Origin of the sequence: Pseudomonas sp. Z18(2022) (assembly GCF_036346535.1) — a bacterium.
Taxonomy (GTDB): domain Bacteria; phylum Pseudomonadota; class Gammaproteobacteria; order Pseudomonadales; family Pseudomonadaceae; genus Aquipseudomonas; species Aquipseudomonas yamanorum_A.
In genome coordinates, this window is sequence record NZ_JAOTOA010000015.1 from 35,563 (window position 1) to 50,082 (window position 14,520).

The following is a 14,520-nucleotide window of genomic DNA, read 5'->3' on the forward strand; positions in this document are numbered from 1 at the left end:
AATTGGCCACAATCGCTGGCTCCGCAGCGCCCAATTCCGTACCATCCCCAGCCTTATCCCCGCAACTCCCCGGTACTTCAATGAACCTCACCCGTCTGCGCGCCGACGCCCTGGCCGGACTCACCACGTCTTTTGCCTTGCTGCCCGAATGCATCGCCTTTGCCCTGGTGGCTCACCTCAACCCGCTGATGGGCCTCTACGGCGCATTCATCATCTGCACCCTCACCGCGCTGTTCGGCGGCCGGCCCGGCATGGTCTCCGGTGCCGCCGGCTCGATGGCGGTGGTGATCGTCGCGCTGGTGGTGCAACACGGCGTGCAGTACCTGCTGGCCACGGTGCTGCTGGGCGGGTTGATCATGGTAGCTTTCGGCCTGTTACGCCTGGGCAAGCTGGTGCGCATGGTGCCGCACCCGGTGATGCTCGGGTTCGTCAACGGCCTGGCGATCATCATTGCCCTGGCGCAACTGGAACACTTCAAGAGCGGTGACAGCTGGCTCAGCGGCACGCCGCTGTATGTGATGACCGGGCTGGTCGCGGCAACCATGGCCATTGTCTACCTGCTGCCGCGCCTGACCCGCGCCGTACCGCCGGCCCTGGTGGCGATCCTTGGCGTCGGTTTGGCGGTGTACCTGCTGGGCCTGCCAACCCGCACCCTGGGCGATATGGCCCACATTGCCGGCGGCCTGCCGAGCTTCGCGTTGCCGCAGATTCCCTGGACCCTGGAAACCCTGCACATCATCGCGCCCTACGCGATCCTGATGGCCATGGTCGGCCTGCTGGAAACCCTGCTGACCCTCAACCTCACCGACGAAATCACCGAAACCCGTGGCTACCCGGATCGCGAAAGCGTGGCCCTGGGCGCGGCGAATATGGTCTCGGGCCTGTTCGGCGGCATGGGCGGCTGCGCGATGATCGGGCAAACCGTGATCAACCTCAGCTCTGGCGGGCGTGGGCGTTTCTCCGGGGTATTTGCCGGGGTGATGATCCTGCTGTTCATTCTGTTTCTGTCACCGCTGATCGAGCGCATTCCGCTGGCGGCGTTGGTGGGGGTGATGTTCGTGGTGTCCCAGCAGACGTTTGCCTGGGCTTCGTTGCGGGTGATCAACAAGGTGCCGCTCAACGACGTGCTGGTGATCATGGCGGTGACGGTGATTACCGTGTTCACCGACCTGGCGACGGCGGTGCTGTGCGGGATTGTGATTGCGGCGCTGAACTTTGCCTGGCAGCAAGCGCGTGAGTTATATGCCGATGAGCATATGGAGCCGGACGGCAGCAAACTCTATCGGGTGCACGGCACGCTGTTCTTTGCCTCGACCACGCCGTTTCTCAACCGGTTCGACCCGGCCAACGACCCGGCCCAGGTGACGCTGGATTGCCGTCACTTGAGCTTCGTCGATTACTCGGCGATTGCCGCGCTGATGACCCTGCGGGAGCGCTATACCAAGGCTGGCAAGCACCTGCGGGTGCTGCACCTGTCCGAGCGCTGCCGCAAACTGCTCAAGCGCGCCCGGGTACAGCACGACTGACCGCAGAGGTGCGATTGCGTAGCAGCTGTCGAGCCTTGGCGAGGCTGCGTCTGCGGTGTGCCTGACACACCGAAGTCTGAGGTTTTACGACTGCTGCTCCGCAGAGGTGCGATTGCGTAGCAGCTGTCGAGCCTTGGCGAGGCTGCGTCTGCGGTGTGCCTGACACACCGATGTCTCAGGTTTTACGACTGCTGCTCCGCAGAGGTGCGATTGCGTAGCAGCTGTCGAGCCTTGGCGAGGCTGCGTCTGCGGTGTGCCTGATACACCGAAGTCTCAGGTTTTACGACTGCTGCGCAGCCGAACGCGGCCTCGTTCTACTCGACCGCTGCTACGCAGGGTGTGCTTGACCATCAGGGCCCGACCAGGTTTTCCAGCTCCTGGGCGCGGGTCTGGGTCATGTCCAGCACGCAGCCGGAACCGTTGACCTGGTCAATGGTGCCGCCGGTGGCCGAGCCGATGAAGCCGCAATTGGCATCACGAAATTTGATCCACTGGCGCTGCACATCCTGCAATTGCTGTTTACGGGTGCCTTCCATGGCCGTCATGGCAGCTTTGTAGGCGGTGTTCAGGCGCGCGTCCTGAACCTTGGTTTCCTTGGTGTTGCAATCGACCATGTCGGCGGTGGTGTTGGCGCCGTCCATGCATTTTTTCAGCGCCGGGTTCTCGTCGGCCGACGCCGTGCCGCACAAAGCCAGCAGCAGTGCGCTGGCGGCGAACGGAACAAGCAGGTGTTTACGATTCATTCTGGGTTTTCCTGGTCATGAGTCGGTGTGCAGTCTAAGACTCGGCCTGCGCCGTTGAGTTTCCAGCCCCGGCGATCTTCATGTAAGAACGCCCCCCGAATTTTCATCCACTGGCCCCGGGCATGTCCCTGCGCGACAAGGCTTATCCGTGGGCGAAAATTACTTTCATGAAAATTGAAAATCCACCTCGGTAATGATTTATGACTTTCACAACCTATTCGACGTGACCCTTTCCGAGGAGTACCGCATGGCCGCATCACCGGGGTATTGGCTGTTGATCTACGCCGCCATCGCCATCATTGCATTGATCGTATTGATCGCGCGTTACCGGCTCAACCCGTTTATCGTCATCACCCTGGTGTCCATCGGCCTGGCGCTGTTGGCCGGGATGCCGGCGGACACGATCATGGGCTCCTACGAGGCGGGCGTCGGCAAGACGCTGGGGCATATTGCGCTGGTGGTCGCGCTGGGGACGATGCTCGGCAAGATGATGGCCGAATCCGGCGGCGCCGAGCAGGTGGCGCGCACGCTGATCAACCGGTTCGGCGAGCGCAACGCGCACTGGGCGATGGTGTGCATTGCGTTCCTGGTGGGGCTGCCGCTGTTTTTCGAGGTCGGTTTTGTGTTGCTGGTGCCGATCGCGTTTACCGTGGCACGGCGGGTGGGCGTGTCGATCCTGATGGTCGGTCTGCCAATGGTAGCGGGCCTGTCGGTGGTGCATGCACTGGTGCCGCCGCATCCGGCGGCGATGATGGCGGTGCTGGCCTATAACGCGTCGGTGGGGCAGACGGTGCTGTATGCGATTTTGATCGGCATACCCACCGCAATCATTGCCGGGCCGCTGTACGCTAAATTTATCGTGCCGCGCATTCACCTGCCGGCGGAAAACCCGCTGGAACGCCAGTTCATCGACCGCGAACCGCGCACCCGTTTGCCGAGTTTTGCCCTGACCATGGGCACCATCCTGTTGCCGGTGGTGCTGATGATGATCGGTGGCTGGGCCAACCTGATTTCCACGCCGGGTACCGCGTTCAACCAGTTCCTGTTGTTTATCGGCAACTCGGTGATCGCGTTGCTGGTGGCGACCCTGGTGAGTTTCTGGACGCTGGGCCTGGCCCAGGGTTTCAACCGCGAATCGATCCTCAAGTTCACCAACGAATGCCTGGCGCCGACCGCCAGCATCACCTTGCTGGTGGGCGCGGGCGGCGGCCTTAACCGGATCCTGGTAGACGCTGGCGTCACCAATGAAATCCTCGGCTTGGCGCATGCCTTCAATTTGTCGCCGCTGGTGATGGGCTGGCTGTTCGCCGCGTTGATGCGCATCGCCACCGGCTCGGCTACGGTGGCCATGACCACCGCCTCGGGCGTAGTAGCACCCGTCGCCATGGGCCTGGGTTATCCCCACCCGGAATTGCTGGTGCTGGCCACCGGTGCGGGCTCGGTAATCTTTTCCCACGTGAACGACGGCGGCTTCTGGCTGATCAAGGAATACTTCAATATGACGGTGATCCAGACCTTCAAGACCTGGACCGTGCTGGAGACCCTGATTTCAGTGGTCGCCTTCGGTCTGACTTATGGCCTGTCCTGCATTTTGTAACCCGGAGCCGAACCGATGGACATCCTCTACCAGATCCGCGCCCGCCAGGATTCCTTCAGCGCCGGCGAAGGGCGTATCGCCAAGCTGATGCTCGATGACGTCGGCTTTGCAGCGTCCGCCAGCCTGGAAGAGTTGTCTCAACGTGCCGAGGTCAGCACCGCCACCTTGTCGCGCTTTGCCCGCAGTGTCGGGTGCCGTGACCTGCGCGACCTGCGCCTGCAACTGGCCCAGGCCAGCGGGGTTGGCAGCCGTTTCCTCGACCCGGCGGGCCTGCCTGAGCAGTCGGCGTTTCACCGGCAGATTCTCAGCGATATCGAGGCGACGTTGCGCCGGCACTTGTCCGGTTTCAACCAGCGCAGTTTTGTCGACGCCGTGAGCCTGCTGGGCAATGCGCGGATGATCCACGCGTTCGGCATGGGCGGGCCGTCGAGCCTGTGCAGTGACGAGTTGCAAGTGCGCCTGGTGCGCCTGGGCTACTCGATCGCCGCCTGCCACGACCCGGTAATGATGCGCGTGACCGCCGCCACGCTGGGCCCGGAACATGCGCTGATCGTCTGCTCCCTGACCGGCATCACCCCGGAGGTATTGGGCGTTGTGGCGCTGGCACGCAACTACGGCGCAAAAATCATCGCCATCACCCTGCCGGACTCCCCGCTGGCGCAGCTGGCCGACGTGCTGCTGCCGCTGCAACCGGCGGAAACCAGTTTTATCTACAAGCCAACGGCGGCGCGCTACGGAATGCTGTTGGCCATCGACGTGCTCGCCACCGAGCTGGCCCTGGCCATGCCGGACGACAACCAGGAACGCCTGCGACGGATCAAGCTGGCCCTGGACGATTATCGCGGCGGCCCCGACAGCCTGCCGCTTGGAGACTGAGATGAAGTACCACACGCTGATCCGCCAGGCTTTGATCATTGATGGCAGCAACACCCCCGGCTATGTCGCCGATGTGGCGTTGCGCGAAGGGCGTATCGAGAAAATCGGCGACCTGTCCCAAGACAGCGCCGAGCATGAAATCGACGCCACCGGGCGCGTGCTGGCGCCGGGGTTTATCGACGTGCACACCCACGACGACACGGTGGTGATTCGTCACCCGCAGATGCTGCCCAAGCTCAGCCAGGGCGTGACCACGGTGATCGTCGGCAACTGCGGCATCAGCGCTTCGCCGGTGAGCCTGCGGGCTGATCCGCCGGACCCGATGAACCTGCTCGGCAAGCGTGAGGCTTTCGCCTATCCGCGTTTTGCCGATTACCGCGCGGCGGTGGAAAGCGCCCACCCGGCAGTCAACGTGGCGGCGCTGATCGGCCACACGGCGCTGCGCAGCAACCATATGGACGACCTGCAGCGCACCGCCACGCCCGGCGAAATCACCGCGATGCGCGCGCAGTTGCAGGAGAGTCTCGCGGACGGTGCCCTGGGGTTATCCACCGGCCTTGCGTACGCCAGTGCGTTCAACGCCGAGACCGATGAAGTGCTGCAGCTGAGTGAAGAACTCACGGCGTTCGGCGCGGTGTACACCACGCATTTGCGCAGCGAATTCGAGCCGGTGCTGGAGGCCATGGACGAGGCGTTTCAGATTGGCCGCCACGCCAGGGCGCCGGTGATCATTTCCCACCTCAAGTGCGCGGGCGCCGGTAACTGGGGTCGCAGCCCGCAACTGTTGGCCTCGCTGGAACACGCGGCGAAGACCCATCCGGTGGGCTGCGATTGCTATCCCTATGCGGCCAGTTCTTCGACCCTGGACCTCAAGCAAGTCACCGATGCGTTTCGTATCACCATCACCTGGTCCACGCCGCATCCGGAAATGGGCGGGCGGGACCTGCAGGACATTGCCGCCGAGTGGGCAGTGCCGCTGATGGACGCGGCCCGTCGCCTGCAACCTGCCGGCGCGGTGTATTACGGGATGGATGAGACGGATGTGCAGCGCATCCTGGCGCATCCGCTGTCGATGATTGGCTCGGATGGTCTGCCGGAAGATCCGTTCCCTCATCCACGCTTGTGGGGCGCGTTTCCACGGGTGCTGGGGCATTTCAGCCGGGACCTTGGGTTGTTCCCGCTGCACACCGCGGTGCACAAGATGACCGGCTTGTCGGCGGCGCGTTTTGGCCTGGCCGAACGCGGTGAAATTCGCGAAGGGCACTGGGCGGACCTGGTGTTGTTTGATCCGTTGCGGGTGCGCGATGTGGCTGACTTCAAGGAGCCGCAGCGTGCGGCGCAAGGGATTGACGGTGTGTGGGTCAACGGCGTGCTGAGCTACAGCGACGGGCAGCCCAACGGCCAGCGGCCCGGACGATTCCTGGCGCGCAGCGGGGATTTGCGTAAAGGGTTTGCGGCTTTATAGTGGCCGCCCTCAAACACGGAGCAATCGCCATGCACTTAGGAAAAGTCACCCCCATTCTGCGCAGTTTCGACGAGGCCAAGACGCTGGAGTTCTACGTCGACTTCCTGGGGTTCAAGGTCGATTGGCAGCACCGGTTTGAAGACAATTTTCCGTTGTACCTGCAGGTGTCGCTGGGGGAATGCGTGCTGCACCTGTCCGAGCACCATGGCGACTGCTCGCCGGGTGCGGCGGTGCGGATTCAAGCCCAGGGACTGGAGGCATACCAGCAGCAGTTGCTGGCCAAAAACTACCGCAACGCCAAGCCCGGAATTGAAGACACGCCGTGGGGCAGTCGTGAGATGAGCATTAGCGACCCGTCGGGGAACCGGTTGGTGTTTGTCGAAGAAGTAGCGGTTTGAACCCGTTCTGATGTGGCGAGGGAGCTTGCTCCCGTTGGGCTGCGCAGCAGCCCCAAAACCAGGCGCCGGGTTTACCTGAACGGTCTCGGTTGTTTGGACTGGGGCCGCTTCGCGGCCCAACGGGAGCAAGCTCCCTCGCCACAGTTTGAAGGTGCTTGCGTTGAAGGTGGGTTTACACCCGGAAGTGGCTGACCATCTGCTGCAACTGCCCGCCCAGGCGCGCCAGCTCCACACTTGACTTGGCTGTCTCGTCGCTGGCCGCAGCCGTCTGCTCCGACACGTCCCGCACGTTCACAATACTGCGGCTGATCTCTTCAGCCACGGCACTTTGCTGTTCGGCAGCGGCGGCAATCTGCTGGTTCATCGACTGGATATTCGACACCGTACGGGTGATGTTTTCCAGTGACACACCGGCCTTGCGCGTCAGTTCGACGCTGCTGTCGGTGAGGCTGCGGCTGTTGTTCATCACGGCGGCCACTTGCTGGGTCCCGTTCTGCAAACCGGCCACCAGGCCTTCGATTTCTTCGGTGGATTTCTGGGTACGCTGGGCCAGGCCGCGCACCTCATCGGCGACCACCGCAAAACCGCGACCGGCTTCACCGGCACGGGCGGCTTCGATGGCGGCGTTGAGTGCCAGCAGGTTGGTCTGCTCGGCCACGGCCTTGATCACGTCCATCACGCTGCCGATCTTGTTGCTCTCTTGCTGCAGGTGCGTCATGGCGTCGGTGGAGCGGGCCACTTCGGCAGCCAGGCGTTCGATCTGGGCGATGGCTTCGGCCACCACCTTGTCACCGGCACGGGCTTCACCGTCGGCGGCCGAGGCAGCCTGGGAGGCTTGTTCGGCGTTACGCGCGACTTCCTGCACGGTGGCGGTCATCTCGTGCATGGCGGTGGCCACTTGATCGGTCTCGATCTTCTGGCTGTTGACCCCGGCGCTGGTCTGTTCGGTGACCGCCGACAACTCTTCGGCAGCGCTGGCGATCTGGGTGACGCCGTCGCGGATGCCGCTGATCAGCTCACGCAGGGTTGTGCCCATGCGCTGGATGCCTTGTTGCAACACGCCGAGCTCGTCGCGACGCGTGACCTGGATGTTGTGGCTCAGGTCGCCGGAAGCGATGCGTTCCACCACGGCAAGGGTCTCGCGCAGTGGGCGGGTAATCTGGCGGGTGATGATCACGGCCGCCACGATGCCCACCAGCAACGCCAGCAACGTGCTGATCAGTTGCAGGCTGCGGGCCTGTGCGCTTTCGGCGTCGCGGCGTTGCAGCTGGATGTCATACAGCTTGTCGCTGATGGTGACGATGTCGGTGCCCTGGGTGGTCATTTCTGCCCGGGCCGAGACGATGTTGGCGTTGGCTGCCTTGTAGTTCTGCACCGCGCTGCGATAGGCACCGAGGGCCGTTTCCAGTGAGCTCAGGGCGGTTTGCTGGCTGGCGCCGAAGGCTGCGTGCAGGTCTTTCAAACCGTCGATGGCTTTCTCGATCTGCGCGGCCGCACGGGCTTCAGTCTCGGCGTTGACGTTGCCGGTGTAGCCGCGCACTTCGTAGCGGGCCAGCTGGAATTGTTCCTTGGCGCTGGTCACGGCCTGGAACTGGGTGAAGCGCTCAGCGCTGTCGGGCATCTGCCGTACGCTGGAATCCAGGGCACCGATCTGCGCATTGGCGATGTCCGCCTTGTCACCCATGACCTGGCGTGCGGCGTTGCCGTTGCGGTAAGCCTCACGCATTTTGTTCAGGGATTGCTGGTAGGCGGTGATGATCGCTTTCTGCTCGTTGAGCAGCTTGAGGTTGTCCGGGCTCTTGAAGCTGTCCAGCAGCTTTTGTTGCTGGGCCGAAAAACTGTCGAGGTTGGTCTGCACGTTTTGCGCCACGCCTTCGTCACCGTTGGCCAGCATATATTGCAGGCGCACGATCCGCAGTTTGGTCAGCGAAGCATTGAGCTGGGTGATGTCGCTCATCCAGTTGCTGCGGTCGATCAGGCCGCCCAGGCTGGTCCAGCCAGTGAGCGCGAGGATCGAAGTAAGCACCAGGACCAGGCCGAAGCCCAGGCCCAGTTTCATATTGACGCTGATGTTGCCGAACCAACTATTCATCGCATTCCTCCAGGAACAGATTTGCGGGTACATCCGGTTGCTGGAAGTAGCGACCAGCCGATGGGTAGTCAGGGGGTATCGGCAGGCCTGGCGAGAGCTGAAACGGTTTTTTCGTGGCGGCTGGGTTTATGGATCGTGAGCGACCAACGGTAGTCAGTTGGCCTCTGCGCACGGGGTCACGGTCAACACCATGCGCGAGGGATATCGCGGTGTCATGTGCACGGTGTTGCGCGCGACCCTCGGGTATTGCGCCTGGCCGGGTGCTTCACCGCTATTGGGGTTGACATCGAACCGCGGAAAGTTGCTGCCGGCAATGTCCAGGCGCAGGCGATGACCGCGCTGGAACAGGTTGCAGGTGGCGAAGGGTTCGATCACTACCTTGACCGGCTTTCCTGGGGTCAGCCATGTGGGTTGCTCCCACGAGTCACGGTAGCGGGCGCGACGAATGCCGTCGGTGATATTCATGGCGAAACCATCGGGGTAGACATCCACCAGTTTGGCGGTGATATCAGTATCGGGTGCATCGCTGTCGATCCACAGCTCAATGGAAAGAGGGCCTGCGACGATCAAGTCCTGAGTGAGGGGCTCGGTCTGGAAGCTCAAGACATCGTCACGTTCGGCCAGGGGGCGATTGTCGCCACGGGTACCAAAGAAGTCGGCCCGCTCGCGCTGGTCGAACGCGCCGCCGACAAAAATGGGGGCCCCGGATGTCAGCGCACCGCCGACGGTCGGCACGGGGTTGGCCGGGTCGGCGCAGTAGCTGAGCTGGCTCTCGGTGCTGGGTAGTTCACGTTGCAGGCGCCGCTGCGCGGTGAGGTGCAAGGTCATCTGGGTGCTGCCCGGCAGCGGCCATTGGCTGCTTTCGATCCAGCGACCGCCGTGTTGCAGGCGACCCTGTTGATCCCGCACGCCCGTGCCGCCGCCCATCAAAAACACCTTCACCGATGCCGGGCCCGGCAGCGGTGTGTCCTTGAGGGCGCGCTCAAACCAGTCCAGGCGACAGCTCAGCCAGTCCCTGGCGACCTGGCCGTCGAAGGCACCCAGGGCGCCGAATTCAACCTCACCACTGTGGGTGATATTGCGATCGCCGTGGAGCCACGGGCCCATGATCAATTGATGTGCCGAAGTGGTGCCGGCGCTGAAAGCTGCATGGTTGGCCAGGGTCGAGCTGACATAGGCGTCATACCAACTGGACATGAACAGCACCGGAATATCCGGCAAATCCTGGTAATGCCCCTCGGCGTAAATTCCCGGCGCCTGCCAATACGGGCCGAAGTCGCCCTGGGCCCATTGCTCCAGCAAATACGCCTCATATTCCGGCACATGCCGCAGAGGCGAGTGCCCGGCTTGCCAGGGCATGCGCGTGAACCACTGGTGGATATCTTCCTGTTCCAGGGCCTCGAGGATCGCCGGGTCTGCCAGCGCCGCCGGGCTTTCCTTGGCCTGGCGAAACGCCCAGGTGGCCTGTTTGAGTTCCAGTGCGCCGCCCTGGCGAATCCCGCACTGGTAGGCATTGGCGAAGCCGCCACTGTCCAGGACCATGCTGTGCAGGCCCGGCGGGTGCAGACAGGCCATCGCCAGTTGGGTGTGGGCGGCGTAGGACAGGCCCATGCTGCCGATCTTGCCGTTGCACCACGGCTGTTCGACGATCCAGGCCAGGGTGTCGAACCCATCCTCGCCCTCGGCGGTGTATTTGGTGAACACACCTTCGGAGGCGTAGCGCCCGCGGCAATCCTGGAAGATCGCGACAAAGCCTTGGGCCGTAAACCGCGCGGCCATTTGCTCGCGGGAGATGTGCTGGCCGTCGAGCTGTATTTCCGAGCGCGACGGTTTGCTTTTGTCGTAGGGCGTGCGTTCGATCACCACCGGAAACGGGCCGGGACCTTGGGGCAAGTAGATGTCGGTGGCGAGGTGGATGCCGTCGCGCATGGCGATCATCTGGTTGTGCAGCGTCTGCATGGAAAAAACACTCATCGGTTCAGTACCCGGTGCCTACGGCAATGGCCAACAGCACCATCGCCAGCACGGCATAAATCAGAAACAGCGGGAGGATGTAGCGCGCCCACTGGCCCCAGCCGACGTTGGCGGTGGCCAGCAATACCAACAGGCCGCTGGAGGTCGGGGTGATCATGTTGGTCAGGCCGTTGCCCATCAAAAACGCGAACACCGTGGTTTGCGGGCTGACGCCGGAGAGTTGCCCCAGCGGCCCGAAGATCGGCATGGTCACCGCCGCCTGGCCCGAGGTGGAAGGGATCAGCACATCCAGCCCCAATTGCGCGAAGAACATGCCATAGGCCGAGACCACCGGGCCGTGATCGCCCACCAGGTTGGCCAGGCTGTTGACGATGGTGTCGAGCACCTGGCCGGTGCTGAGGATGATTTCCACGGCGGTCGCCAGGCCGATCAACACGCCGGCAATCAGCACCTTTTTCATGCCGTCGACAAACGCGCTGGCGGCGGTGCTGGCGCCGAGCCCGGCGATCACGCTGAAGGCCACGGTCAGCAGGAGGTAGAACGCCGACAGCTCGTGGTATTTCCACTCCCAGCGGTTGGAGGCGTACACCAGGAAACCAATGCCCGCACCGAGTACGATCAGGTTCAGCAGGTGGCGCAGGGGCAGCGGTTTGCGTTCGAAGGTGATCTGCGCGCTGGCATCAAAGCCGTGCTTGCGGATGCTCCACAACACGAATGCGATGCCCACCAGCAGGAACGTGCAGTAGGCCAGGACGCGCATGCTCAAGCCGCTGAAAATCGGCAGCCCCACCATCGGTTGTGCCACGGACAGCGCCACCGGGTTGGAGATGGAGGCCAGGTAGCCGATCTTCACCGAGATGGTCACGATGGCCAGCCCGATCAGGTTCGACAGCCCCAGGCGGTTGGCCATGGCCACCATCAACGGCACGATCAGGATGAATTCCTTGGCCAGGCCCATGAAGGTGCTGCCGGCGGAAAACACCAGCATCAGGCTCGGCACCAGCACGTAGATATTGCCTCGGGTCAGCCCCAGCAAGCGCTCAAGACCGGCGTCGATCACCCCGGCCTTGTTCAATACGCCGAACATCCCACCGATGAACAGCACCATGAAAATCAGCGCCGCGCGTTTTTCGATGCCCTGGGGAATGGCCATGAAACCTTCCACCAGTGACACCGGCCGGGCGACTGTATCGCCGGCCTTGCGCGGTTCCAGGGAGAACAGTTGGCCGAGGGAATCGTGTTTCTCCAGCACCTGGTAGGAGCCGGGAACCACCAGGCCATTCTGGCGCTGGAACTTGCCCGAGTTCACCGCGTAGGTGAAGGCGACGGCCAGCAGCACGATGCTCAACAGGATGATGGCCGGGTTGATCTGCTTGCGTTGCGCGGGTTTTTCCACCGGCGTTTCAGTCGGCGAGTGGGTACGAACGATCTGCGGTTCGGTCATGCTGGTTGCCCCGGTGTGCGCTGTTATTGTTGTGTCGGGTGACACTTGTGGAGCGGACACTAGGGCAAAGTTTTAGCGGCGACAACGTTATGCGCGGGTTGGGTTGGGCTATGCGTTTTGTGCGGCCAGGCGCTGCTTGAGATGCTCGGCAAACGCCGTCACCACTTTGGACCGGGGCTCATTCGCACGAAACGCCAGGCCGAATGCATAGGGCAATGCCGGCCGAAACGGGCGGACCACAATCGGCAAATGCATGAAGTGACTGGCCAGCAAACCATTGACGATCGATACCCCCAACCCCTCGGCGACAAAGCTGCACGCGGCGCCCACCGAATGCACTTCGACCCGCACCTGCGGCGTCAGGTTGGCCGCGCGAAACACCTGGTTCAACTCGGCCCGCAGCGCCCGTTGCCGGCCCAGCATCACCAGCGGCACATCCCGCAGGTGCTGCACCTCGATACAGGCATGCCGGGCCAACGGATGGTCCGCCGGCATCACGCACACGCCTTCGGTTTCCAGCACCGGTTCAATCTCGAAGTCGGGAATCTCGGTGGGCAAGCGCACAAAACCGAGGTCGGCGGAACGGTCGAGCACGGCCCGTTCGATCATGTCGTAGGAACCGGTCAGCAACTCGACGACGATGTCTTCACGGCCCTTGAGAAACTCGGCGACGATCCGTGGCAGCAGCTCCTGGGTCATGCTGGGGGGCACCCCGACCTTGATCAGGCTCTTGCGCGAACGGCCCACGCGCATCTCATCCGCCAGGCGCTGGATACGCTGCATGCCGTCCACCAGACCGGCCACTTCGGTGAGCAGTTCTTCAGCCTCCGGGGTGGCCATCAAGCGGCCCTTTTTGCGCAGGAACAACGCGAAACCCAAGGCCTCTTCCAACTGGCTCAATAACCGGCTGACCGCCGATTGCGACAGGCCCATGCGGGTCGCCGCACCGATGGTCGAACCGGTGGACATGATCGCCTTGAAGGCTTCGAGCTGCTTGAGATTCACCGTGTTTTTCCTGTGGTTTGAGGGCTTTGCGCATAGCCTGATGCGCTTCTCGCATAACGTTGCCGGGGGTTCGATCAGCCGTTAGTGTCCGCCGCAATGCGACACGCCGTCCAGCCTGTCGCAGGCAGCAACTGCCCATAAAAAACCACAATACGGCATTCGGGAGACGGTTATGCGTGAGCTTTTCACGAGGGGAGGAGTGGTGTGCGCAGGCTTGTTGGCGAGCCTGTCACCGGCGTTGATGGCCCAGGGTTTCTGGGAGGATTCCCACGGTAAATTGACCTTGCGCAATTACTACTTCAACGACGGTTACCGCGACGGCGGCGAGGACCGCAAGGAGTGGGCCCAGGGCTTTTTGCTCAACCTGCAATCGGGCTATACCGAGGGCACGGTGGGTTTTGGCCTGGATGCGTTGGGGCTGTCGGGGATCCGGCTCGACTCCAGCCGCGCCCATGCCGGCACCGGCTTATTGCCCGTGCACGACGACGGCCGCGCGGCCAGCGAATTCTCCAGCCTGGGGGTGACCGCCAAGATGCGCATCGGCGAAGCCGTGGTGAAAACCGGTACGCTGCTGCCGAAAATTCCGGTGCTGGTATACAACGATGGCCGGCTGTTGCCGCAAACGTTCCAGGGCACTCAAGTGGAGTACAGCGGCATCCGTAACCTGTACGTGCACGCCGGGCATCTGGACAAGTTCAAGCTGCGAAACTCGACCGACAGCGTGGATATTTATCCCCAGGGCTACAGCGGGAAAAAGGGCAGCGACTTTGATTTCGCCGGCGCCACCTATGCCTTCACGCCGAAGCTGAGCGGTACCTGGTACTACGGTGAAATGCGCGAATTCTATCGCCAGCAATTCTTCGGCCTGGTGCACAAACAGCCATTGGGTGCCGGCAGCCTGACCAGCGATTTGCGTTACTTCATCAGCAACGAAGCGGGCGAAGCACGCAATGGCAAGGTCGACAGCGACATGTTCAGCGGGCTGTTCACCTATCGGCTGGGGCCGCAGGCGCTGGGGGTGGGCTATCAGAAAGTCACCGGCGATACCGCGCTGCCCTACGCCAGCGTGTCGACGGTGTACTCCTTCAGCAACGCCGGCGTCGGCAAATTCATCCAGGCCGGTGAGCAAACCTGGATGCTGCGCTATGACTACGACTTTGCCGCCATCCTGCCGGGCCTGACCTTCATGACCCGTTACTACAAGGGCCAGAACGGTGACTTCAAGGGCCGCGAAGCCCGTGAGTGGGAGTCGGACACCAACCTGCGCTACGTGATCCAGGACAGCACCTTCAAAGGCGTGGGCATCGAGTTGCGCAAGGCCACGTATCGCTCGACCTATGCGAGCGATCGTGACAACTACCGGGTTTACCTCACGTACGACCTGGCGCTGTGGTAACAGG

The 14,520-nt window shown here is 62.7% G+C and carries 11 protein-coding genes and 1 pseudogene; 6 read left to right on the forward strand and 6 right to left on the reverse strand.

What is annotated here, in order from left to right:
- Positions 1 to 80: 80 nt before the first annotated feature.
- Complete coding sequence (locus V3W39_RS24340) at positions 81 to 1,526, forward strand: SulP family inorganic anion transporter (protein ID WP_177120140.1); 1,446 nt, start codon at positions 81 to 83, stop codon at positions 1,524 to 1,526.
- A 350-nt stretch (positions 1,527 to 1,876) separates the two neighbouring features.
- Here V3W39_RS24340 and V3W39_RS24345 read toward each other — a convergent pair whose 3' ends face one another.
- Positions 1,877 to 2,269 carry a lysozyme inhibitor LprI family protein gene (locus V3W39_RS24345; protein WP_177042157.1) on the reverse strand — a complete coding sequence of 131 codons (393 nt, stop codon included), beginning with the start codon at positions 2,267 to 2,269 and terminating at the stop codon, positions 1,877 to 1,879.
- Positions 2,270 to 2,462: 193 nt separating this feature from the next.
- On the opposite strand from V3W39_RS24345, the gene V3W39_RS24350 reads away from it, so the two are divergent.
- The 4 genes from V3W39_RS24350 to V3W39_RS24365 are packed head-to-tail and all read left to right on the forward strand — an operon-like array spanning position 2,463 to position 6,605.
- A complete protein-coding gene (locus V3W39_RS24350) occupies positions 2,463 to 3,866 on the forward strand; it encodes a GntT/GntP/DsdX family permease (protein ID WP_177042159.1) in 1,404 nt (467 codons plus the stop codon).
- Between the two features lie 15 nt (positions 3,867 to 3,881).
- Complete coding sequence (locus tag V3W39_RS24355) at positions 3,882 to 4,742, forward strand: MurR/RpiR family transcriptional regulator (RefSeq protein ID WP_177042161.1); 861 nt, start codon at positions 3,882 to 3,884, stop codon at positions 4,740 to 4,742.
- Between the two features lies 1 nt (position 4,743).
- Entirely contained in the window at positions 4,744 to 6,207 is a 1,464-nt protein-coding gene (locus tag V3W39_RS24360) for an N-acyl-D-amino-acid deacylase family protein (RefSeq protein WP_330213474.1), read from the forward strand.
- A 29-nt stretch (positions 6,208 to 6,236) separates the two neighbouring features.
- Complete coding sequence (locus tag V3W39_RS24365) at positions 6,237 to 6,605, forward strand: glyoxalase superfamily protein (RefSeq protein ID WP_177078887.1); 369 nt, start codon at positions 6,237 to 6,239, stop codon at positions 6,603 to 6,605.
- 172 nt (positions 6,606 to 6,777) lie between these two features.
- Here the strand turns inward: V3W39_RS24365 and V3W39_RS33855 are convergent, their stop codons facing one another.
- From V3W39_RS33855 to V3W39_RS24385, 5 genes and pseudogenes are all read right to left on the reverse strand, one after another.
- Entirely contained in the window at positions 6,778 to 7,641 is an 864-nt protein-coding gene (locus V3W39_RS33855) for a methyl-accepting chemotaxis protein (RefSeq protein ID WP_371132985.1), read from the reverse strand.
- Positions 7,642 to 7,680: 39 nt separating this feature from the next.
- Positions 7,681 to 8,730, reverse strand: a pseudogene (locus V3W39_RS33860) (methyl-accepting chemotaxis protein); the annotation flags it as partial.
- Positions 8,731 to 8,850: 120 nt separating this feature from the next.
- The gene (locus V3W39_RS24375; RefSeq protein WP_330213507.1) at positions 8,851 to 10,656 is read right to left on the reverse strand and encodes a CocE/NonD family hydrolase; all 1,806 of its coding nucleotides are present in this window, start codon (positions 10,654 to 10,656) and stop codon (positions 8,851 to 8,853) included.
- A 19-nt stretch (positions 10,657 to 10,675) separates the two neighbouring features.
- Positions 10,676 to 12,115: a YfcC family protein gene (locus V3W39_RS24380; protein WP_177115793.1), complete on the reverse strand. Its 1,440-nt coding sequence runs from the start codon at positions 12,113 to 12,115 to the stop codon at positions 10,676 to 10,678.
- Positions 12,116 to 12,223: 108 nt separating this feature from the next.
- Positions 12,224 to 13,120: a LysR family transcriptional regulator gene (locus V3W39_RS24385; RefSeq protein WP_330213476.1), complete on the reverse strand. Its 897-nt coding sequence runs from the start codon at positions 13,118 to 13,120 to the stop codon at positions 12,224 to 12,226.
- Positions 13,121 to 13,292: 172 nt separating this feature from the next.
- Between V3W39_RS24385 and V3W39_RS24390 the strand changes: the two genes are divergently transcribed.
- Positions 13,293 to 14,516 carry an OprD family porin gene (locus tag V3W39_RS24390; protein WP_177129966.1) on the forward strand — a complete coding sequence of 408 codons (1,224 nt, stop codon included), beginning with the start codon at positions 13,293 to 13,295 and terminating at the stop codon, positions 14,514 to 14,516.
- Positions 14,517 to 14,520 lie beyond the last annotated feature (4 nt).

Bases quoted from the DNA above. Each gene is read 5' to 3' on its own strand.
- V3W39_RS24360 (WP_330213474.1), top strand. From the start codon at position 4,744: ATGAAGTACCACACGCTGATCCGCCAGGCTTTGATCATTGATGGCAGC.
- V3W39_RS24380 (WP_177115793.1), bottom strand. From the start codon at position 12,115: ATGACCGAACCGCAGATCGTTCGTACCCACTCGCCGACTGAAACGCCG.
- V3W39_RS24375 (WP_330213507.1), bottom strand. From the start codon at position 10,656: ATGCAGACGCTGCACAACCAGATGATCGCCATGCGCGACGGCATCCAC.
- V3W39_RS33855 (WP_371132985.1), bottom strand. From the start codon at position 7,641: ATGGGCACAACCCTGCGTGAGCTGATCAGCGGCATCCGCGACGGCGTC.
- V3W39_RS24340 (WP_177120140.1), top strand. From the start codon at position 81: ATGAACCTCACCCGTCTGCGCGCCGACGCCCTGGCCGGACTCACCACG.
- V3W39_RS24390 (WP_177129966.1), top strand. From the start codon at position 13,293: ATGCGTGAGCTTTTCACGAGGGGAGGAGTGGTGTGCGCAGGCTTGTTG.
- V3W39_RS24365 (WP_177078887.1), top strand. From the start codon at position 6,237: ATGCACTTAGGAAAAGTCACCCCCATTCTGCGCAGTTTCGACGAGGCC.
- V3W39_RS24350 (WP_177042159.1), top strand. From the start codon at position 2,463: ATGATTTATGACTTTCACAACCTATTCGACGTGACCCTTTCCGAGGAG.
- V3W39_RS24345 (WP_177042157.1), bottom strand. From the start codon at position 2,269: ATGAATCGTAAACACCTGCTTGTTCCGTTCGCCGCCAGCGCACTGCTG.
- V3W39_RS24355 (WP_177042161.1), top strand. From the start codon at position 3,882: ATGGACATCCTCTACCAGATCCGCGCCCGCCAGGATTCCTTCAGCGCC.